Origin of the sequence: Gracilibacillus oryzae, from assembly GCF_009498735.1 — a bacterium.
GTDB classification, from domain to species: domain Bacteria; phylum Bacillota; class Bacilli; order Bacillales; family Amphibacillaceae; genus Gracilibacillus; species Gracilibacillus oryzae.
This window is the reverse complement of sequence record NZ_ML762425.1, coordinates 87,823-108,779: the sequence shown is the minus strand read 5'-3', so window position 1 is coordinate 108,779 and position 20,957 is coordinate 87,823. Positions and strand designations below refer to the sequence as shown.

Genomic DNA, 20,957 nt, shown 5'->3' with positions numbered 1-20,957 from the left:
TCACAATTCCCTTGCAGACATATCAATATCTGATTTCTTTTCAAATGCTACTTCTACGTTGTCTTGAACTAACATATCAATAACACCATTTTTTAAGTTTAGGCTGACATCCAGTATGGCTGGATCCCCTATCGCAGATATCACAAATGGTGCTGGGTAACTGCTTCCATCAACTGTAATAACCGGACCAGTACAAGTAATATAGCTATCCCTGAAAATTCGTTGACCATTAATTGCTATCGCTTTTGCTCCCGCACTATAAAGTTCGTTGATCACTTGATGAATGTGTCTGTCATGAACAATATATTGATTGGCATGTTGATTACTTGGTATGTAACTAGAATCACTTAAAGTAATTACAATTCCATTTCCTCTTACCGGTAATTCTCCTGTTAATTTTTGCAACTTTGTTTTCGTTTCAACTAAATCATGAAGATCATCTGCACTCGAAGCAAAATTTTGCTCTATTTCCTGGATTTGCTCTCTTATACTGTTTAATTCTGCTCTAAGCTGTTTGTTAGTATCCTCCAGCTCTATAAGCTGCTTTCGATAAAAATAGTCGCGTTCCCATTCATTTTCATTTAATTGGACAACATTACTGCTCGACCGCGTTTGTTGAAAACTGAATGTAATGAGAAAACCTAACACAAAAAATACGAACGCAAAAATCAGTTTTTTACTTTTCATTCTGTGCCTCCGTCAATTTTCACAGGTTGATCGGAATTAAAAGGTGTGAAAACAGCGCCGCCTTCATCTATTTTGATCACTCCATCAATTCCATTGTCTAACTGACTGACAATAGAAGGATATGTCGTTAACAATTCCGAGAAATTTCTTGCTGTCAATTCTACTTCATAGCCATCTGTCATAAATAGTATCAGCTTTTGCGAATTAGTTGAAGTTGGAGCCCATTTGATTTCTGAGATTAAGGCATGGACGTAATCCGGTAACTCATTCAATTCTACAGCTAACTGCTGCAGATTTGGATAATCTGTAAAATTATTCAACAAAGGGGCAGACCCGCTTACATCAGCTAAAGGAATTCCATCTAATTTGTTCCCATTTTCAAGTAAGGGAACAGCTAGATCACTTTGTTTTAGATAACCGACATAATTTAATTCATCTATTTCAATTGTAATTTTGTTAGCAGGAAATTTCTTATTAATTGTTGCACTGTTAATCAGCTGATGTTCTTCTAGTAATTTTTCTAATTCTCCTGCTTGTACTCCCCAGAAATTCGTATATTTATCTAATTCAGTAATTTCCAGTATCTCTTCTTCAGGTACCAGCCTCTCTCCATTAATTTCAATACTGTTCACATGACTCAAAGGAGACTGGACATATACCACAATGAAAACAAGCAAGAAAAAAACAGTTAAATAGATCGCTAACCTTCGATTGGTACGCTTTCTACGTTCTTTTTTTAACTTTGGTATTCTATCTTCAATTGAGACAACTCTTTTTTGCTCCATTAACAAACTTCCCTTTTAGAGGATATTCCAAAAGTCACCAAATGATAAGCAGCGAATCTCTTCGTTGGTTTGCGAGTCCGCTTCTCACGTAGTCAAGACTAGCGTTCCGATGCTCTTCACTGCAGCGCTTCGACCTTCTTGCTAATAATTTGCCGACTTTTTGGACACGCACTTTTATAATATGAAACACTTTTGCTTTAATGATGATAATAGACTTCCAATTAATTATAGCATATTTAAAGTCAACACGGCACTATGAAGAAAGTTATATTTCATTTCCTATATTTACTAATATTTAATAAAATTCCAACAGAGCAAAGAGTTAATGTCAAGGAAGAACCACCATAACTTAAAAATGGCAACGTAATACCAGTAACAGGGATCAGACCGATTACAACACTTATATTAATCATCACCTGGATGGCAATCATCCCGACAATCCCTATTGATAATAATTTTGCAAACAAATCTGGTGCATGCAGTGAAACAAGAACCCCCCGCCATACAAACAGAAAAAATAATCCAATTACAAAGAAACCTCCAATAAAACCTAGTTCTTCTGCTATAATAGCGAAAATAAAATCATTATGCGGTTCTGGTAAATAGAAATATTTTTGCAAACTGTTGCCATAACCGACACCAAATAAACCTCCAGGTCCGATAGCATATAGTGATTGAATAATTTGAAAACCATTCCCTAACGGATCCTGCCATGGGTCTAAAAATGCAGTTATCCTGTTTATACGATAGGGAGCTGATATGATTAATAATAAGAAGCCTAATACACCAAAACCACCTAAAATTAAGAAATGGCCCCAGCGCGCCCCTGCAACGAAAAGGAGTAAAAAACTTGTAAGGATAAATACCATACCTGTTCCCAAGTCTGGTTGAAGCATAATCAGAAGGAATATGCTGACAATAATGAGAAGCGGTGGAACAAACCCTCTTCTGAATTCTGTTAATTTCTCCTGTGCATTAACAAGGTAACCACTTAAAAATAAAATCATTCCCAATTTCATAAATTCTGCTGGCTGAATGCTGAATGCCCCAATTCCAATCCAGCTTCTTGCCCCGCCCCTCACCATCCCGACACCTGGAATGAGGACAGCAATTAGTAATACAATACAGCCAATAAAAATCCATTTCCGGTATTTTATCCATTGAAAATATGGCACGTTTGCCACAATAAACATGGCAACTACACCGACTCCAGCAAATAAAAGCTGGCGCTTCAAAAAGTAAAAGGAATCGTCAAATTTATATTCTGCCCATATATAAGAAGCGCTGTATACCATTAATGAACCAATTAGTAAAATCATTAAGATCAGGATAACTAACAGCCGATCTACTCCATCTGTACGAAATCGATTTTGCATAAAAAAAGCCCCCTTATTTATTAGAAAAAAGGGGCTTTTACTACTGAACATATTATTCTCTTGAAAATCTGCTACCGATTATAATAGACAAGCCCCTATTATAATCTATGCACAGACTCCATAAAAATGTTTCCTCTCTCTTCAAAAGTTGTGTACTGATCCCAGCTGGCGCAAGCTGGAGATAGCAGGATAACATCACCTTTGTCAGAAACCTGATAAGCATTTTTAACAGCTTCGTTCATATCTTCTACTAAAGAGATATTTGCTATGCCAGCACTCTGACCAATCTGCTGTATCTTTTCGGCTGTTTCGCCAAACAACACCATTGCTTTTACGTTTTGGAGGTATGGCAGCAAATCATCAAAGCCATTTCCTCTATCCAAACCGCCAGCTAATAAAATGGTCGGTTGATCAAAGGATTGCAGAGCTTTTGATGTTGCCAGGATGTTAGTAGCTTTTGAATCATTATAAAATAACCGTTCTTCCTTTTTTGCAACGAATTGCATCCTATGCGTAACACCGTTAAATACAGATAATACTGATTTAATCGCACTTGTCGGGATGGAGGAAACTTTAGCTGCAGCTACAGCAGCGAGTATATTCTCCAAATTATGAGTACCAACTAATGCAATGTCAGCAATATCTATAATATATTCCTCATTGAAATAGATTACCCCATTATCTACGTATGCTCCGCGGTCCAGCTTTTTCATTCTGCTAAATGGTACTTTCCTGCTTTTAGCAGAATGAATCATCTGAACAACTTTTTGGTCATCGGCATTATAAACTAAAAAGTCTTCCGAAGTGTGATTTTGAAAAATATTTGCCTTGGCATTCTGGTAATTTTCCAAATTTTTATGAAAATCCAAGTGTGCTTCAAATATATTTAGCAGAACAGAAATGTGTGGTCTGAATTGTCTCGTACCTTGTAATTGAAAGGAAGATAATTCAACAACCATTGACCGTTCATTTCCCATCGTTTCTGCAACTTGTGAGGCAACATGCCCGATATTTCCAGCGATCTCCACAGCAAATTCTGCTTGTTTGTACATTTCATAAATTAGGGTTGTAGTAGTTGTCTTTCCGTTCGAACCTGTTATTCCTACAAGATTCCTGATATCGAAATAATATAATAACTCAATTTCTGTTATGATCGGTATTTCTTCTTCCACTGCCTGCTGTAAAAGAATATTCTCATATGGAATACCCGGGTTTTTAATTATAAGATCGATTCCTTCAAGTAAAGAAACTGGATGGGAACCTGTAACTACTTCTATTCCGAGTTTTTCTAACTCTATTACACTGTCATCTTGTTTTGATGCTTTTAAATCATTGACAATAACGTTCTTATTATTCCGGTGTAAGATTTTGCTGACAGCTGTTCCGCTTTTTGCTAAACCTAACACTAATATATTGTTATAGGGGAAATTTCTCAATTTTCTCATGCTGACCACACCTCAATGTAAATTCCTAAAATGGCGAATAAGACGCCAACAAGCCAAAAAGTTGTTACAACTCGCCATTCACTCCACCCTTTTAATTCATAGTGGTGATGTAAAGGACTCATTCGAAAAACTCTTTTTCCAGTAGTTTTAAAAGAAATAACCTGAATAATAACAGATAAAGTCTCAATAACAAATACTCCACCGATAATTACCAGCAGGATTTCTAGTTTAAGTAAAATTGCTATAGCACCAATTGTCCCTCCTAAGGCGAGGGAACCAGTATCTCCCATAAAAACTTTTGCAGGGTGGGCATTAAAAACTAAAAAGCCTAACAATGCACCTACGACACATAATGAAAATAATGTAATATTCAGATTAGGCAACCCATACCATGCCAAAATGGCAAAAGCACCAAATGCAATTGCCGCAGTACCAGCCAAAAGACCATCCAGGCCATCTGTTAAATTAACAGCATTGGAAGCACCTACGAGCATTACAATAATGAAAACGGCATAAAACCAGCCTAATTCCATACTCCAATCAGTGCCTGGTATCGCGATACTTGTATCAAATTGTTGTTGTCTTAATACAACGTAAAAAATAATCGAAATAATAATTTGACCAAGCAATTTCTGTTTGGAATTCAAACCTAAATTTCGTTTCATCACAACTTTAATAAAATCATCTAAAAATCCTAAAAGACCGAACCCTAATAATACTAAAAGCAATAACCATATTTCGTAATTTAAGATACCACCATTTACTTTTGCGATAACAATAATACTTGTAATCGTAATACTTAGGATGATCATTAATCCGCCCATTGTAGGCGTACCAGATTTTTTCTGATGGGATTTTGGTCCTTCTTCACGTATACTCTGTCCAAATTTCAATCTTTTAAGAAAAGGAATAAAAATTGGGGATAGTAAGACGGTTATTAAGAATGCAATGGCGATTGTTATTAAAAAAGTGTATTGACTCATAAATGTCCTCTCCTATCTTCTTACATATCCTTAAATAAAGTGAGACTTTGGTCAGTGAGGGTCTTCCCCCCACTGGCCGTTACAAAAACTTATCAGGATGCTTAATGTCTATCCACCACTATCTTTCTGTTCTCCGGGAAATTTGATGTGGAGGGTATGACAGACGTTTAGCACTGTTGAATTGTTAATCTTGCAATAATTGGTTTGCAACTTTTACATCATCAAATTCTAAGACTTGATCACCGATAATTTGATATGTTTCATGACCTTTTCCTGCTATCAGAATGACGTCCCCTTCTTTCGCTTGTTCAACAGCAGACTTTATTGCTTCTTTACGGTCAATTACAATTTGAAAATTATCTTTTTCCAACGGACGAATCATGTCTTCAATAATATCCTCTGGAGATTCTGATCTTGGATTATCGGAAGTGAAAATTGCTTTATCTGCATACTCGCATGCGATATGAGCCATTTGTGGCCGTTTTGTCTTATCACGATCTCCACCACAGCCAACTACAACCGAAATCTCGCCATTGCAAAATTTCTTCACTGTTTTCAGGACATTTTCCAGCGAATCGGGAGTATGCGCATAATCAACAATTACTCCCAGACCGCGATCATTGGCTACAGGCTGGAATCTTCCCTTCACTCCATTGGTATTGTTTAATACTTTCTGCACAATTGCAAGATCAATATTACAATAATATGCAGAAGCAGCTGCTGCTAGCATATTATATACACTAAATAATCCCATTAAATTACTGTTAATTTTTAATGATTGTGTTGGAGTGTGAAGATCGAAACTAACACCATCTGCTTTTAGCTCAATATTTGCTGCATAAAAATCAGCTTCATCAGTTAGTCCATATGTAATAATAGGCTGTGCCGTTGCACGCATAATAAATAAACTGCTGGGATCATCGATATTTAAGATCGCATATTTTTTCTCCTTATAGTCATTGCCAAGCTGAGCAAATAACAAACTCTTCGCAAATAAATAGTGATCCATGGAAACATGGTAATCCAGATGATCTTGAGACAAATTGGTGAATACAGCAATATCAAAATCACAGCCATGTACTCTGCCTTGCTCTAAAGCATGGGAGGAGACCTCCATTATGGCAGCATCTACTTTTTCCTCTTCCATTCTCTTAAAGCTCTTTTGTAAGAATAATGCATCAGGTGTTGTATTTTTCACTGGTGTTACTTGATCATTTATTCTCATTTCTATGGTTCCAATAATACCGGTTTTTTGTTGATTTCCTTGGAACATTTCCTCAATTAAATGAGTGACACTCGTCTTTCCGTTAGTTCCCGTTACACCAATTAGCGGAAAATTAGTTGTTGGCGAATCAAAAAAGGCATTTGCAAGAATAGGAAGCACATGAGAAGTATCTTTTACAACAATCACTGGTACAGCTAAATCTAAATCTCTTTCAGCAATCACTGCCACTGCTCCATTATCACACGCAGCTTTTGCATATTGATGACCGTCTACCGTAAAACCTTTAATGCAGATAAATAAAGAACCTTGCTTTACTTCTCGATGGTCTATCTCCATACTATTTATCACTACATTATCCAATACTACACTGTGTTTAAAATTCGGAATATGTTTTATTAAATTCTCTAACCTTTTCACATTACATCACCTGTACTTTCTAGCTTCTCTGGGATTATCTCATTTTACAACTATCCTATTATACCAAAAGTGGGTGAACATATCGATAAATCTTTCTAACTATTTATCGCCAAGCACGATTCTGATTTTACTTCCTTCTTCAACCTTTTCTCCAGGAGCAGGGGCTTGATCTATAATGTAATCCCCTTCACCTAATGTCTCAATTTGCAATGAAATCATATATTCAGGCAAATCAGATTTGGAAGCACCAATGAGATTTGGCACCTCAATTGCAGGAGTGTCTGGCCACTGGTATGCTTTTTCAATGCCACCGTCCTGTTTCTCCACACCAAGCGCTCGCAAACTATCTCCTATAACAGTTCCAACAATTGGAGCAGCTACCGTTCCCCCAAATTGCACGGTTCCTTTTGGATTATCCACAGCAACATACACCACAATCTCCGGATCATTTGCCGGAGCAAATCCTATAAAAGATACCACATAATTATTTTCCATGTATCTGCCGTCTTTACCTACTTTTTGGGCTGTACCTGTTTTTCCGCCAACTCGGTAGCCCTCTACATATGCATTTCGTCCAGTACCAAGAGCAACAACATGCTCCAGTGCATTTCTTACTTGTTCAGAAGTATCTTTCGAGATTACCCTTCTTTTCAATTCAGGCTCTTTCTTATCCACAACTTCCCCGGTAACTGGATCAAGTAATGCTTGCACAATGTATGGCTCGTATAAATTCCCGCCATTAACTGCTGCGGATACTGCCATAACTTGTTGAATAGGTGTTACGGAAACGCCCTGCCCGAAAGAAGTTGTTGCAAGCTCAACAGGCCCTACTCTTTCAAGGTTGAATAAAATACCATTCGCTTCGCCTTGCAAATCAATGCCCGTCTTTGAACCAAAACCGAAATTTTCGATATAAGAAAACAGTTTTTCTTTTCCTAATTTCTGTCCCATTACGATAAACCCTGGGTTACATGAATTCTGGACAACCTCCAGAAAAGTCTGATGGCCATGTCCACCCCTTTTCCAGCAATGAAGCTGTGTTCCTCCTACTTCTATTGATCCGTCATCAACATATTCATCTTCTAATAAGTCTACTTTATTTTCTTCCAAAGCAGCTGCCAGGGTAATAATTTTAAAAGTAGAACCAGGCTCATAAGTACTCCAAATCGGCAGATTACGATTGTATACTTCTGCAGCAATTTCCTGATAATTGCCTGGATTAAAAGTAGGTCTTGATGACATACCAAGAACACTGCCATTATCAGGATCTACTGCAATGGCAACAACACTATCAGGGTTGTATTTTTCTACTGCAATATCTAATTCACGTTCAATAATAGTCTGAACTTTATGATCAATGGTTAATTGAAGATTCATCCCATCCTGAGGAGGCGTATACTTATCAGCTTTCTGTGCTAACTTTTTTCCTTTGGCATCACTATAGAATGATAAACTTCCTTCCGTTCCGCTTAATTGTTCATCATAAGATAACTCCAGGCCTGTCAATCCCTGGTTATCTATTCCACTAAAACCTAATACATGGGACAAATAAGGACCTTTCGGATAGTATCTTTTCGAATCCTCGGCGATATAAACCCCATCTAAATTTAAATTCTGGACAGCTATTGCTTTCTCTTCTGAAATCTTTCTGCCTTCTGGCTGCAATATAACAATTCTCTCATTCTTCTTAATCGTTTCCAGTGCAGCATCATATGGCATATCAAGTGCATCAGCAAGTGATTTGGCTGTTTGTTCATGGGATGTTACTTGTCGCGGTACGACCATTACAGTAGGAGCAGATACATTCTCTGCAAGTACTTCTCCATTACGGTCAACAATCTTTCCTCTCTCAGGTTCAAAAACAATATCCCGACTCCATAATTCTTCCGCTTGTCCAATTAAGAAGTCTGACCATATTAATTGGACATACCCTAAACGAAATAGAATAATTCCAATAATAATCACTGCAAAAAGAAACACAGTGACAATTCTCTTCTGAATAACCATATTGGTGATCCGTTTCATATCATAACTCCTTTTAGTAAAGAAACATTTGTCCCAATATATGATTATTTCGAACAGAATAGAACACTGTGGTTATTTATTCTACTTCACTTGATAGTTCAATTGTTAATGTGTCATTACTGGAAATACTGGCTCCCTGTTGTAAACTCTGTGAAATCACATACCCTTCACCAGACCAGTCCATCTTAAAACCGACTAAACTTTGTAATAACATGATATCTCTTAAAGCCCATCCTTTTATATCCGGCATTTTAGGAGAATCTGTTAATATAAGAGTTTTCTGATGTGATGTTACTTCACTGCCAGCTTCCACGCTGACATTCACAACATTTTGGCCATCCCCTATGACTACAGGATTTATCCCTTTTGCTTCAAATTGCTTGACAACCTCTTTTGTTGTTTTATTTTTCCATTCAGGCACTTGAACGATTGGGATTTCTTTTGTTTTCTCTTGATCTGTTTCAATATTCATATAACGCAAACTATTTTCCATTACATTATTAAAAATAAAAGAAACGGGGGCAGAATCTGGCTCAGATGGTTTTAATTCTGGCTGTTTAACTGAAACATACATAATTAATTCCGGATCTTCCGCAGGAGCCATACCTAAAAAGGAGAATACATAGTTATTTCGGCCATACATATATCCTCTTGTTTCCGGGTCAGGTATCTGGGCTGTACCTGTCTTTCCTGCAAGAGAGTAACCATCTAATTTATACCTGTTAAAACCAGTTCCATTCTCTGAAGTTACAACAGTTTCTAACACTTCTAATGCTTCATTAGCAGTTTCAGCGGAAATTGGTTCGCCAACAACTTCCGGCTGCCCTTCTTGAAGCACTTTTCCTGTATTTGCATCAATTATTTCCTTAATGATATATGGTTTTAGCATTTTTCCTTCATTAGCAATAGCAGTTGCTGCCTTCATCAGCTGAATAGGAGTTGTTGTAGTTCCTTGTCCAAAAGATGTCGTTATTTGCTCAATTGCGTAATTGTACTGAATCACTCCTGCCACTTCTCCTGACAAATCAACACCTGTAAGTTTATCAAAATCAAATGCTTGTAAATATTCCAAAAACTTCTCTGGACCAATTTTCTCATAGGCAAGCTTGGCTGCAGCTACATTGGATGACCGTTGAATACCTTCCAAATAAGTGATCGGTCCCCAACCTTTACCATTGTTATGGTCATCAATTCTTGAAATATTTTCACCCGCTTTATAGCTACCAGATTGAAACGTCTCGGCAGGATTCCAGACACCTTCTTCAATCGCTGCGGCCAATGTAAATATTTTCATAGTAGAACCCGGCTCAAACGGCGTTGAAATAGCATCATTAAACCAATTAGTTACAGATCCTATATTATTAGGGTTATAGCTTGGTCGATTACTCATTGCCAGAATCTCACCAGTTTTTGCATTCATCACAACTGCAGAAATACGGTTTGGATTATAGTTTTCTACTACTTCTGACATGGAATCTTCCAGCAATGTCTGAATTTTTTGATCAAGTGTTAAAATGACATTATCACCGTTTTCCGGTTCCTGGACAATTTCATGTGGATCTAACAGCTTTACGTTAAACTTATCTCTTTGATAAGAAATGTGACCATCAACACCTGTTAATTCCTCATTATAATAACTTTCAATACCACTTATTCCGGTGATCAGTCCATCAGTCTTATTCGTTAAACCGAGTGTACGTGAAGCAAACATACCATTAGGATAGAACCGGATAGCTTCCTCTTCAAAATATAAACCAGGCAATTGCAAATCCTCGATTTCTTCTTTTTGCTGCTGAGTAAGCTCCTTGCCGCTTTCACCAAACTCCACCTGCCATCTGTCTTCATTAATACCTTTGTTCAAAGTTTCTGCAATCGCACTCTGGTCCATGTCAAGGACAGGTGCTAATTGCCTTGCTGTTTTCTCAACATCTTTTACGTGTCTCGGAGTTTGCGGGTCACTTGTATACTCTTCATCAAGAACAGCGTATAAACGGTAAACAGTATGCTCCTGAACCAGTGGCATACTGTTTCGGTCATATATCGTTCCGCGTTGTGCCGGTATGCTGTATTCATTTGTTCTTTTTTCATCAGCTAATTTATTTATATCCACACCAGCCACTTCACCTGTTATTTGAATAACCAGAAACCGACCAACAATAATTAAAAAGGCAATGGCAAATACTACAATCCAGACTATTGGTAATACTTTGTCTATCTTTACTTTCATTTTTCTCACCTTACTCTGCTACTTCATCTGCTTGCTTAACTTGGGAGTTCTTCAACTCTAATCCATGTTCCTTAGCATTGGCAATAATTCGTTCAGGCTGACTTAATTCCTTCACTTTATAGGAGAGATTTTTATTCATTGTTTCCTGACTCGATATATCTGTGTTTATTTTCTGAATATCACGATTTAATTGATCTAAGGTAGAACTAAAGTGAACCATATATGTAAGTGTGGCAATTAGAATACCTGCACATACAGTATATATGAACTTTTCCCCGCGGGTTACCCAGCGCTTATGAACAACAACCTGCTTTTTAACAACTTTCTGGTTTTCTTGTGCTTTGCCCTGCAAGTCTTCCTGCATTTGCCAATTTTTCGCATGTTGCGTACTCATCATTCTCGTCCACCTTTCTCCTCACCAAAATTGTCGTTCCATTCTTTCACTTTTTCAATTACTCTTAATTTGGCAGACCGTGATCTGCGATTTTCCTCTAACTCATCATCTGAAGCAATAATTGGCTTCTTGTTAATCAATTTAAATGGTGGTTGAAATTCTTCTGGAATAACAGGTAGATTCTTGGGTAATGGAGGGGTTGTACTCCATTTTTTGAAAGCCTGTTTACAAATCCGATCCTCTAATGAGTGGAAAGTTATTACAGATAATCTTCCTCCAATATTCAACATAGATGCTGCTTGATAGATTGCTTCATGAAATGCTGATAATTCATCATTAACTGCAATCCTTATCGCTTGAAAAATTCTTTTTGCCGGATGTCCACCTTTCCTTCTCGCAGGGGCAGGTATAGCTTCTTTTATAATATCGACAAGTTCAAAGGTTGTTTCAATTGATTTTTGCTTTCTTTCTGCTTCAATCTTTCGCGCTATTTGTTTGGAAAATTTCTCTTCACCATATCGGAAGAAAATGGATACAAGCTCTTCATAAGTCCATTCATTAACAACGTGGTATGCACTAAGTTCGCGTTCCGTATCCATCCTCATATCCAATGGAGCATCATGCTGGTAACTGAAACCTCTCTCACCACGGTCTAATTGCGGGGAAGACACTCCTAGGTCAAATAAGAAACCATCTACTGTTTCAACTTCTCTACTGTGTAATTCATCCTCTAAATGTCTGAAATTGCTTCTTACAAATGTCACTTGTCCACTGTACTGATCCAGGCGTTGCTTTGCCGCCTCGATTGCATCATCATCTTGATCAAATGCAAATAAATGACCATCTTTATCCAGCTGATCTAGTATGTAAGAAGAATGCCCCCCACCGCCTAACGTACAATCAACATAAATTCCATCTGGTTTAATATTTAATCCATCTACTGTTTCTTTTTTCAGTACTGTATAATGCTCAAACAAGAGGCCACCTCCATTCTTGTTGTTTCCTGTGATCATTTCTACAAATCAAAATCCAATAAGTTTTCTGCCAATTCTGCAAAAGAATCCTCTGAGTCATCCACAAAATCACTCCACTTATCAGCAGACCAAAATTCGACTCTATTCGACACACCTATGACCGAACATTCCTTTTCAATCAATTCGTATTTTCGAAGTGTTTGCGGGATGTTTATTCTTCCCTGTTTATCTAATTCACATTCAACTGCTCCAGAAAAGAAAAAACGGGTAAATGCTCTAGCATCTTTTTTAGTTAACGGTAATTTTTTTAATTTTTCTTCAAGCAGGTGCCATTCGTCCATCGGGTATGCAAACAAACACTGATCTAAGCCGCGGGTTAGCACAAACTGGGATCCTAAGTTCTCACGAAATTTTGAAGGAACAATTATGCGGCCTTTATCATCAATATTATGCTGATATTCACCCATGAACATACTAGCGCACCCCACTTTCTCCCATTATCGTACCACATACCCCCACTTCACTCCACTAAAAAATTGCAGATTATAAATAGTTGGTAAAATAGTCCTGCTTTTAGGGTAGTATTACCTATTTTCATATCATTGTTAGTGATTATTCGCAACACAAAGAAATCCATTTGTGAAAAAACTCCACAAAAAAAAGAGACCTAGTTTTTACTAGATCTCAGTCAGTGGATCAATACATTATCATAAATAGACTACTTGATGGCCACCCTCCATTTTATAATCCTGAGAAATGATTTCCTTCATAAATTCCGGCCCGTAATTGTTTAAGTAATATATGATGTTCCAGGTTCTCTCCTGCAATCCTTCTTCTGGTTTGAAATGCATTGAAATATTATTAAAATGATTGAGCTCTTTATCATACTTGGATTCAATTTCTTTTTTCATCCTTTTTGTTAACTGCTCGACATGATCCAAGATATATTGTAAATTTTTCTCTGCATACTGCCCTACATCTGGTTTCAATTGTTTTGCATGTACAACTAATGGATTGTGAGCTGATGCAATCATTTGTTTCACTTGGGCAGTTAACAAATCAACAGGTGGTTCCGATTGTGATTCCAACCAGTATTGTTTCTGATTTGTCACTCCATGTGTTATGACTTCTTCTAACTTTATCGCAAAATGATCCATCAGTTTTTGAATTTTTCTCTCCACAATCGTTATCGACATGCGTGGTAGTACTGGAGGCATTTTCATATTTAAGCTCTGAAATACTGGTTTTAGAATAGACCAATATGCCACTTCACTTGTTCCGCCCAAAAATGCTAATGTCGGAAAAAGACTTTCTTGCATCACCGGTCTTGTCACTACATTATTACTAAGTAACTGTGGCTGTTTATCGGCAATTTCCAACATATCCTTATGAGAAAGACGGCACTCCTCATTCTTGCCTACCCAATCAGTTCCATCTCGTTTCAATAAAATTCTCTGACCGTTATGGTGATAAAATAAATGACCATCATCTTCTTCTACATCTACGGAAACGTGATACCGCTTCATCCTCATACTCTGTAAACATTGAAAAACGCCTTTGCTGAATTCAGCTTGATTTTCAATTAGCGCTTTAAAATATTTCTTCTCCAGCTGTCTCACTTGCTGATCTCCTGAATCAATTAAAACAATTCCTGTATCTCTGAAAAGTTCATGAATAAATCGAGCAAAAAAATCGACTATTGTATCAGATTCATTCATTATATGCTTAACTTTCTGATACAAAGCTTTACTATAAGAAGTTTCTTCCAAGTTTGAAAATATGTTATTAAGCCAGGTCATTCCTTGATCCAATTTTAATTCACGTCCCGAAATAGACATTTTTTCATTCCATTTATCTTTCCATATCAGTTTTTGCATTTTCGTCTCTTCCGGCAAGTATATATGATTAATTTCATCATAATCATGGTCTTCCCCGGCAATCCAAAATACGGGTATGACTGGGATATTCAGTTTTGACTCTTGCTCTTTGGCTAAATGAAGAATCGAAATAATTTTATGTATAGTATATAATGGACCGCCTAAAAGACCAGCTTGCTGACCGCCAATTACCACAACACTTTCAGGCTCTTTTAATCTGATGATATTTTCCAGAGTTTTTGGTGAGGCTCCCCACTTGTAATTTAATTTCTCTAATACATCTGCTAAATCTTCTCTTTCAAAATCCATTTCTTTTAGATCACTGACTCTTTGCTTAAATACATTATCGGAATAAGGTTTATAATCAAAATGATCCATTAATTCAGATTTGTGGCTATAATAATCTGTTAGAAATTTATTAGATGAATTGAGTGTTATTTGTTCAACATGCATCAATAACAGGCTCCTTTATTTTTCGTATAAAATATGTATTAGTTCATTAGTATTTTACATAATTCAGAACCTAAACGCACACATTTTGTTTGCAGCCTTTTATTCTAGTATCAAATGAACCCTTTTAAAAAACCCGCATTCACTCATCTGTATGCGAATGGGTTAGTTTTTCTTATACTTGTAACTTCCAAATTTCTACTAGGGTGATCAAAACATCCTTGCAGAAATTTTAAATTCCTTGTGTAAAGAAGAAAACTCCATCAGAAGATGAAGTTTCATTTATCTAATTATCTCAGCGCTATGTGGTTGTATTTCTTTTGGGGAGATCGATAAATAATCTGATAAGTTTCGCTAATGATCATTCGCAACATCCACTGCCCAAAATTTTCCTTTATCGTTGTTCTTCCCATTTGGATAGTATTTTTTTAATTTCTTCCAATAAATGATTAGATAATTGCAGTTTCTCAATTAAATCTCTGTTCTCTTCTTCTAACTCTTTACATTTTTTTGCCTGATCGATTGTCTGATAGTATTGGGATATTTTCTCAAGGGATTGAATCACCTCTGTGAAGTTCGGCTGACCTGAATCTTGCAACACCTCCACCTCTGCATAAGTACTAGCTTTCTTTCGATTGCTTTTCGCTAACTGTATTGCCTGTTCATAGTGTTTTCTGAGAGTTGCATTCCACCTGAACCCACATGCAGCTGAAGTTCTGGATAATTTGTTCCCTGCTTCTTTAAATGCCTCTAACTGTGTTTTTCCTTCCCTGATATAATGCAATACCGTTTCAGCTAGTATAATATCTTCATCTTTTGTCCAAGCATCCTGGCGATGTCCTTGCATCTAGCCACCTCCTCTATTTCCTGCTATCAATGTATGCAAATAATAGATGAGATAGAATTTTTTTATAATAAAAATAGCAATCAAGTAAGAAAGAAACACAATCAGACAGATTCCACCATTATAATTTAGGCCAACTCTTCTTAAAAATAATATTCTGACAATTACACAGACTAACCTTGTGAAGGATGTTCGATATGTAAATATACTGATTTCAGCTTTCTGTTCTCTTTATATAAATAAAAAAATAGTGGGAACAGATTATCTGCTCCCACTATTTCTTAGTACACGTTATATAAATTATTGAGCCACTACTTCTTTTCCATCATAGTGTCCACAAGATTTACATACATGGTGCGGCTTTGTTAAGTCACCACAATTTGAACATTCTACCATTCCAGGTACATGTAACTTTTTATGTGTACGTCTTTGTCTTTTTACTTTTTTTGAAGTTCTTTGCTTAGGTACTGCCATGCATTACACCTCCTTTAAAGAGATCAATTATTGTTGTCATCTAATAAGGCTTTTAACTTTTCAAGACGAGGATCAACTTTCTGCTCGTTTTGTTCCTCTGTCATTAGTGTCCAACCTTCACCTTCAGCAATGGTGTTTGCTTCTAATACTTCATCATCAGCAAACACACGGAAAGGTATCTCTAAGATTATATTTTCCTTGATATAAGGGTCTAAGTCAAGCACCTCTGAATCAACTTTATGGACATCTCCCTCATTACTCATATAAGAAGACGTTGTAAAGGTCTCAACAGCATGTATCGTAAATGGATACGGTACATCAACTAAAGTTCTTGCACAAGGTAAAATCATTTGACCGGAAATGTCGAAATCACAAGTGATATCCGTGCCATCAATTCTGGCAGTTCCTTTCACCTGAACTGGATCAATTTTCCTGATATCATTGTCTAACTGTTCCAATTCTGAAACATCTACACTTTCATCAAATGATAATGGATTACCATGGGATTGTTTTAATTTTTGTAATGAAATTTTCATAAGAATCACCTCAAGGCAACAAGAAATATTTTAAAAGGAAATTAGCTTTTTGTCAACATATTTTCTTTACAGTAACAGAAAAAAGCAGGATATATGCTATAATTTATTACAAGACCATATAAATATACCTTTATCATCACTTTAACAAGTGTATCATAATTTTGCAATGTTTGGAGGTTAAATCATGCGAGGATGTGGATTAATTGTAGAATACAATCCATTTCACAATGGACATAAATACCATTTAGATCAGTCACAACAAGCATCAAATGCAGATTGTATGATTGCTGTTATGAGCGGAAACTTCCTGCAAAGAGGAGAACCAGCCATTATTGATAAACATCACCGAGCAAAGCTTGCAGTCTCTCAAGGGGCTGATTTAGTTATTGAACTGCCTTATTATTATGCTGTTCAGCACAGTGAATTATTTGCTGAAGGTGCAATTAAGCTTCTAAGTACATTAAAGGCCGATCATATTTGTTTTGGCAGCGAGCATGGGGATATAACAGGCTTTTTGGAAATGATAAATTTGTTAAAAAACAACTTCACGGAGTTTCATTATCATTTGAAGCAAGCTTTAAACAAAGGAAACTCCTATCCAAGGGCAAATGAACTTGCATTCAGACAAATTGGCGGAGAACATTTATCATTAGATTTCACACAACCAAATAACATATTAGGCACACAATATGTAAGTAAAATTTTACAGATTGATCCAGCAATCCAACCGTTAACGGTTAAGAGACAGCAAAACAACTATCACGACAGGCAAATATCTATACCTTTCGCCAGTGCTACCAGTATTCGCAAAGAATTATTGACAGTTGACAAGGAATCAGACCTTTCAGAAACAGTTCCCGCAGAAACAACAGAAATACTCAATCAATATAAAAGTGCTTTTGGCTGCTGGCACGAATGGGAACAGTATTATTCTTATTTATATTATCGAATATTGACAATGGAAACAGATGATTTAAAAAAGATCCACGGGATAAAAGAAGGGCTTGAGAACAGAATAATATCTTCGATAAGAGAAGCTACTGATTTTCAGCAGTTGATGAGAAAAATGAAAACAAAGCGTTATACGTGGACAAGCCTGCAAAGAATTTTTGCAAATATCCTGACAAATACAACGAAAGATGAGATAGAAGCTAAATTACATGTACCTCCTCCACTCCGGATTCTGGCTATGTCTCCTACTGGAATAAAGTACTTAAATTATTTAAAACAATATGATCAGAAATTTTTCACAAGCAATAAGAAGCCTTATCCTGATCACGACTTTGATAACAGGATCGCGTCTGCTTACTACAGTATACTATCAATAGAGAAGCAGCATACTGCTAAAAAACAAGACTTTAAGCCACCTTATATGATGGCTTAAAGTCTCTCTAATCAATTTCATCCTTCCGGTAATGCCTGCAGGTGTTCCAATGCGTCATAGAATGTATCAACAGGGACTATTTCCATATCACTATTAATATCCTCTGCTACTTGTTTTGCTACGTGATAATTTGAATCTTCCCTTCCTCCTTCATTTGGAGCAAAAAAGATTTTATTATCAGCCTTATCTGCAGCAATTACCTTTTTATCAATCCCGCCAATTCTGCCAACATTCCCTTCATAATCGACTTCTCCTGTACCGGCAATTTGATAACCTTTAGTTATATCTTCTTCTGTTAATTGGTCATAAATTTCCAAGGCAAACATTAATCCAGCACTTGGTCCGCCAATTTCTCCGCTGGAAAATGTGATTTCGGGATTTTCAGAAACTTTTCGATCAGTTACGAGTTTTATCCCTATTCCAGGCATTCCATTAAGCTGTTGTAATGGAACTAATGTTATTTGTTCTGCTATCGGCTCCTCATCTCTTATAATCGATAAATGAATCTGATCACCCGCTTCTTTCGTCTGAACATAATCGATCAGGTCGTTTGCTTCTGCAATAGCCTTACCATCAATCTTAGTAATCCGGTCACCTGGCCTTAGAACACCCTCTGCTGGCATATCATCTACAACTGAAACAACATAGACACCGGCGTATTGTATCTCTATATCCGCCTGTGCCGCTTCATACGCAACAACAGTAGACGCCTCCTGAGAGTTCTCCATCGCCATTAAATTCATCTGCAAGTATTCTTCTTCAGAAATTCCATCATAATATACATCTTCTATTGGTACAATTTGATGATAATCTCTTATTTTTGCCAAAAGATAATAAAAAGGAGTAGCCTGTCCACCTTGAATTGTCACAAGGTGCATCTCTCCCTCGCTTTCATATCCGTTTTCTACAGCTACGATCGGATTTAAAGGATCAGCACTTCCCGGCTTATAAATATAATAGGGAAGTTGATATGTAAAGAATAACCCTACAAGTAATATCGCTGTTAAAAAAGAACCAAATTTAATCCATTGTAATTTCATGCCATCGCCCTCTCTGAGTTACGATAATGTATATATTCAGCCATGCCATCATATATTTGAAAAAGACAAGCTATCACCATAATCATTGTACTACTTCTTTTACTAATCGTACAGAAATGTATTAAACAAGGAGGATACGTGTGAAATTTAGAGCCATTTCTATTATGTATGCCCTATTTGCCCTTTTTATTGCTTCTTCTATCATTATTTTCCCTCAATCCGTATTAGAAGCAAGCAAAAGAGGTATTGAAATGTGGGCATCTGTTGTTTTTCCATCACTTCTTCCATTTTTTATTGTGGCAGAATTATTTATTGCATTTGGTGTGGTACATTTTATTGGGGTATTATTTGAACCGGTCATGAGGCCTTTATTTAATGTACCGGGGGTGGGAGGATTTGTATGGGCAATGGGCATGGCGAGTGGATATCCTTCTGGTGCGAAATTTACCGTTCGTTTACGACAAGAAAACCAATTATCAAAGATAGAAGCAGAGCGATTGGTTTCGTTTACAAATGCCTCGAACCCCTTATTTATTATCGGGGCTGTTTCGATTGGTTTTTTTCATAACCAGCAGCTAGGTATATTGTTAGCCATCACCCATTACTTCAGCAACTTTCTTGTAGGAATATGTATGAGATTCTACAAACGAGATATAAGATCAACAAGAAAAAAAGAACCCTTTTCGATTAAAAAGGCCTTTCAAAAATTGTATGAGACAAGAATGAATGATAATAGACCATTAGGAAAAATACTCGGTGATGCTATCATTCATTCCATCAATACTTTACTTTTAATTGGTGGTTTTATCACATTATTTTCTGTTCTTACCCGTATTTTTCAAGAAGTAAACATACTGGCAGTCTTTGCTAAGTTTATTGCATTTATTCTGCAGTTCTTCCAATTGCCGACAGAACTGGCTCCATCTTTCTTATCAGGATTATTTGAAATTACTCTGGGTGCACAAGAGATAGCACTTGCTGAAAATGATAGTATTCTTATTCAGGCAATTTTGTTATCATTTATTCTTGCTTTCAATGGTTTATCCGTACAGGCCCAAGTCGCAAGCCTGTTAGCTGAGACTGACATAAGATTTTTCCCTTATTTTTGTGCAAGGCTGCTCCATGGTCTATTTGCATCGATTCTTGTTATTTTATTATATAAACCAGTATATGTAACAACTTCAAGCCAAACTGCATTTCCTGTCTGGAGCCAGCACATAGCTGACCAGGCAAATAACCTTTATGTAATATTTCAGAATACCGGTATCATCATAACCATCATCAGCTTAATGCTGTTCCTTGTGCTGGTTATCAATAAAAAAACTTACTCATAATGAAATTTCTTACGTAAAGCATTTTCTACGATAGATGGTACGAGATCAGAGACATTTGCATTATATTTGGCAACTTCTTTCACCATACTAGAACTTAAAAAGGAGTACTGGTTATTTGTCATCATAAAAAATGTCTCAATCTCTTCATTTAATTTCCGGTTCATGGAAGTAATTTGCATTTCATATTCAAAATCAGTAACAGCCCGAAGTCCTCTTAAAACTGCTTGGGCGTTTTGACTTCTGGCATAATCCATCAACAAGCCGTTGCAAGAATCCACCCTGACATTCCCTATGTCTTTTGTTGATTCTTCTAAAAGTTTTACTCTCTCTTCCACTGTAAATAATGGTGATTTAGATTGATTATTAAAAACTGCTACAATAACTTCATCGAAAATTTTTGCCCCTCTCTGAATAATATCGAGATGGCCATATGTAACTGGATCAAAGCTTCCTGGACAAATAGCTAATCTTGTCATTGTA

Annotated in this window: 19 protein-coding genes; 2 read left to right on the top strand and 17 right to left on the bottom strand. The window is 36.6% G+C overall.

Annotated elements, in window-relative coordinates; all coding sequences use genetic code 11:
• The 15 genes from F9U64_RS03255 to F9U64_RS03185 form a co-directional block, all read right to left on the bottom strand.
• Positions 1–687 carry a DUF881 domain-containing protein gene (locus F9U64_RS03255; protein WP_153401585.1) on the bottom strand — a complete coding sequence of 229 codons (687 nt, stop codon included), beginning with the start codon at positions 685–687 and terminating at the stop codon, positions 1–3.
• Positions 684–1,472 (bottom strand): cell division protein FtsQ/DivIB, encoded by a 789-nt coding sequence (locus tag F9U64_RS03250; RefSeq protein ID WP_153401584.1) that lies wholly within the window; start codon positions 1,470–1,472, stop codon positions 684–686. Before F9U64_RS03250 ends, F9U64_RS03255 begins: the two co-directional genes overlap by 4 nt.
• Before the next feature lie 272 nt (positions 1,473–1,744).
• A complete protein-coding gene (spoVE, locus tag F9U64_RS03245) occupies positions 1,745–2,848 on the bottom strand; it encodes a stage V sporulation protein E (RefSeq protein WP_153401583.1) in 1,104 nt (367 codons plus the stop codon).
• Positions 2,849–2,946: 98 nt separating this feature from the next.
• The gene (gene murD / locus F9U64_RS03240; RefSeq protein WP_153401582.1) at positions 2,947–4,293 is read right to left on the bottom strand and encodes a UDP-N-acetylmuramoyl-L-alanine--D-glutamate ligase; all 1,347 of its coding nucleotides are present in this window, start codon (positions 4,291–4,293) and stop codon (positions 2,947–2,949) included.
• Positions 4,290–5,276 carry a phospho-N-acetylmuramoyl-pentapeptide-transferase gene (gene mraY, locus F9U64_RS03235; protein WP_153401581.1) on the bottom strand — a complete coding sequence of 329 codons (987 nt, stop codon included), beginning with the start codon at positions 5,274–5,276 and terminating at the stop codon, positions 4,290–4,292. The genes murD and mraY overlap by 4 nt, the downstream gene beginning before the upstream one ends.
• Before the next feature lie 184 nt (positions 5,277–5,460).
• Positions 5,461–6,918: a UDP-N-acetylmuramoyl-L-alanyl-D-glutamate--2,6-diaminopimelate ligase gene (locus F9U64_RS03230; protein WP_153401580.1), complete on the bottom strand. Its 1,458-nt coding sequence runs from the start codon at positions 6,916–6,918 to the stop codon at positions 5,461–5,463.
• Positions 6,919–7,017: 99 nt separating this feature from the next.
• A complete protein-coding gene (locus F9U64_RS03225) occupies positions 7,018–8,943 on the bottom strand; it encodes a stage V sporulation protein D (protein WP_153401579.1) in 1,926 nt (641 codons plus the stop codon).
• 76 nt (positions 8,944–9,019) lie between these two features.
• A complete protein-coding gene (locus F9U64_RS03220) occupies positions 9,020–11,170 on the bottom strand; it encodes a penicillin-binding protein (protein ID WP_153401578.1) in 2,151 nt (716 codons plus the stop codon).
• 10 nt (positions 11,171–11,180) lie between these two features.
• The gene (ftsL, locus tag F9U64_RS03215; RefSeq protein WP_153401577.1) at positions 11,181–11,564 is read right to left on the bottom strand and encodes a cell division protein FtsL; all 384 of its coding nucleotides are present in this window, start codon (positions 11,562–11,564) and stop codon (positions 11,181–11,183) included.
• On the bottom strand, positions 11,564–12,541 hold the full coding sequence (gene rsmH, locus F9U64_RS03210) for a 16S rRNA (cytosine(1402)-N(4))-methyltransferase RsmH (protein ID WP_194287270.1): 978 nt from the start codon (positions 12,539–12,541) through the stop codon (positions 11,564–11,566). The genes ftsL and rsmH overlap by 1 nt, the downstream gene beginning before the upstream one ends.
• Before the next feature lie 38 nt (positions 12,542–12,579).
• Positions 12,580–13,011, bottom strand: coding sequence for a division/cell wall cluster transcriptional repressor MraZ (gene mraZ, locus F9U64_RS03205; protein WP_153401575.1), 432 nt, complete (start codon positions 13,009–13,011; stop codon positions 12,580–12,582).
• Between the two features lie 234 nt (positions 13,012–13,245).
• Positions 13,246–14,868, bottom strand: coding sequence for a bacillithiol biosynthesis cysteine-adding enzyme BshC (bshC, locus tag F9U64_RS03200; protein ID WP_153401574.1), 1,623 nt, complete (start codon positions 14,866–14,868; stop codon positions 13,246–13,248).
• 391 nt (positions 14,869–15,259) lie between these two features.
• The gene (locus tag F9U64_RS03195) at positions 15,260–15,712 is read right to left on the bottom strand and encodes an RsfA family transcriptional regulator (protein ID WP_153401573.1); all 453 of its coding nucleotides are present in this window, start codon (positions 15,710–15,712) and stop codon (positions 15,260–15,262) included.
• Positions 15,713–16,009: 297 nt separating this feature from the next.
• Positions 16,010–16,183, bottom strand: a complete 174-nt coding sequence (rpmF, locus tag F9U64_RS03190) for a 50S ribosomal protein L32 (RefSeq protein WP_153401572.1) — start codon at positions 16,181–16,183, stop codon at positions 16,010–16,012.
• Positions 16,184–16,206: 23 nt separating this feature from the next.
• Positions 16,207–16,719, bottom strand: coding sequence for a YceD family protein (locus F9U64_RS03185; protein ID WP_153401571.1), 513 nt, complete (start codon positions 16,717–16,719; stop codon positions 16,207–16,209).
• A gap of 184 nt (positions 16,720–16,903) precedes the next feature.
• Here F9U64_RS03185 and F9U64_RS03180 point away from each other — a divergent pair, with 184 nt between their 5' ends.
• A complete protein-coding gene (locus F9U64_RS03180; RefSeq protein WP_153401570.1) occupies positions 16,904–18,103 on the top strand; it encodes a nucleotidyltransferase in 1,200 nt (399 codons plus the stop codon).
• A gap of 17 nt (positions 18,104–18,120) precedes the next feature.
• Here the strand turns inward: F9U64_RS03180 and F9U64_RS03175 are convergent, their stop codons facing one another.
• Positions 18,121–19,143 carry a SepM family pheromone-processing serine protease gene (locus F9U64_RS03175; RefSeq protein WP_153401569.1) on the bottom strand — a complete coding sequence of 341 codons (1,023 nt, stop codon included), beginning with the start codon at positions 19,141–19,143 and terminating at the stop codon, positions 18,121–18,123.
• Positions 19,144–19,283: 140 nt separating this feature from the next.
• Here F9U64_RS03175 and ylbJ point away from each other — a divergent pair, with 140 nt between their 5' ends.
• A complete protein-coding gene (gene ylbJ / locus F9U64_RS03170; protein ID WP_228275576.1) occupies positions 19,284–20,477 on the top strand; it encodes a sporulation integral membrane protein YlbJ in 1,194 nt (397 codons plus the stop codon).
• Here the strand turns inward: ylbJ and coaD are convergent.
• Entirely contained in the window at positions 20,468–20,953 is a 486-nt protein-coding gene (coaD, locus tag F9U64_RS03165; protein ID WP_153401568.1) for a pantetheine-phosphate adenylyltransferase, read from the bottom strand. The two genes, ylbJ and coaD, sit on opposite strands and share 10 nt — an antisense overlap.
• Positions 20,954–20,957: the final 4 nt, after the last annotated feature.

What these genes read in the sequence shown, in the direction of transcription:
- F9U64_RS03255 (WP_153401585.1), bottom strand. Translation starts at nt 687, where the DNA reads ATGAAAAGTAAAAAACTGATTTTTGCGTTCGTATTTTTTGTGTTAGGT.
- F9U64_RS03250 (WP_153401584.1), bottom strand. Translation starts at nt 1,472, where the DNA reads ATGGAGCAAAAAAGAGTTGTCTCAATTGAAGATAGAATACCAAAGTTA.
- spoVE (WP_153401583.1), bottom strand. Translation starts at nt 2,848, where the DNA reads ATGCAAAATCGATTTCGTACAGATGGAGTAGATCGGCTGTTAGTTATC.
- murD (WP_153401582.1), bottom strand. Translation starts at nt 4,293, where the DNA reads ATGAGAAAATTGAGAAATTTCCCCTATAACAATATATTAGTGTTAGGT.
- mraY (WP_153401581.1), bottom strand. Translation starts at nt 5,276, where the DNA reads ATGAGTCAATACACTTTTTTAATAACAATCGCCATTGCATTCTTAATA.
- F9U64_RS03225 (WP_153401579.1), bottom strand. Translation starts at nt 8,943, where the DNA reads ATGAAACGGATCACCAATATGGTTATTCAGAAGAGAATTGTCACTGTG.
- F9U64_RS03220 (WP_153401578.1), bottom strand. Translation starts at nt 11,170, where the DNA reads ATGAAAGTAAAGATAGACAAAGTATTACCAATAGTCTGGATTGTAGTA.
- ftsL (WP_153401577.1), bottom strand. Translation starts at nt 11,564, where the DNA reads ATGAGTACGCAACATGCGAAAAATTGGCAAATGCAGGAAGACTTGCAG.
- mraZ (WP_153401575.1), bottom strand. Translation starts at nt 13,011, where the DNA reads ATGTTCATGGGTGAATATCAGCATAATATTGATGATAAAGGCCGCATA.
- bshC (WP_153401574.1), bottom strand. Translation starts at nt 14,868, where the DNA reads ATGCATGTTGAACAAATAACACTCAATTCATCTAATAAATTTCTAACA.
- F9U64_RS03195 (WP_153401573.1), bottom strand. Translation starts at nt 15,712, where the DNA reads ATGCAAGGACATCGCCAGGATGCTTGGACAAAAGATGAAGATATTATA.
- rpmF (WP_153401572.1), bottom strand. Translation starts at nt 16,183, where the DNA reads ATGGCAGTACCTAAGCAAAGAACTTCAAAAAAAGTAAAAAGACAAAGA.
- F9U64_RS03185 (WP_153401571.1), bottom strand. Translation starts at nt 16,719, where the DNA reads ATGAAAATTTCATTACAAAAATTAAAACAATCCCATGGTAATCCATTA.
- F9U64_RS03180 (WP_153401570.1), top strand. Translation starts at nt 16,904, where the DNA reads ATGCGAGGATGTGGATTAATTGTAGAATACAATCCATTTCACAATGGA.
- F9U64_RS03175 (WP_153401569.1), bottom strand. Translation starts at nt 19,143, where the DNA reads ATGAAATTACAATGGATTAAATTTGGTTCTTTTTTAACAGCGATATTA.
- coaD (WP_153401568.1), bottom strand. Translation starts at nt 20,953, where the DNA reads ATGACAAGATTAGCTATTTGTCCAGGAAGCTTTGATCCAGTTACATAT.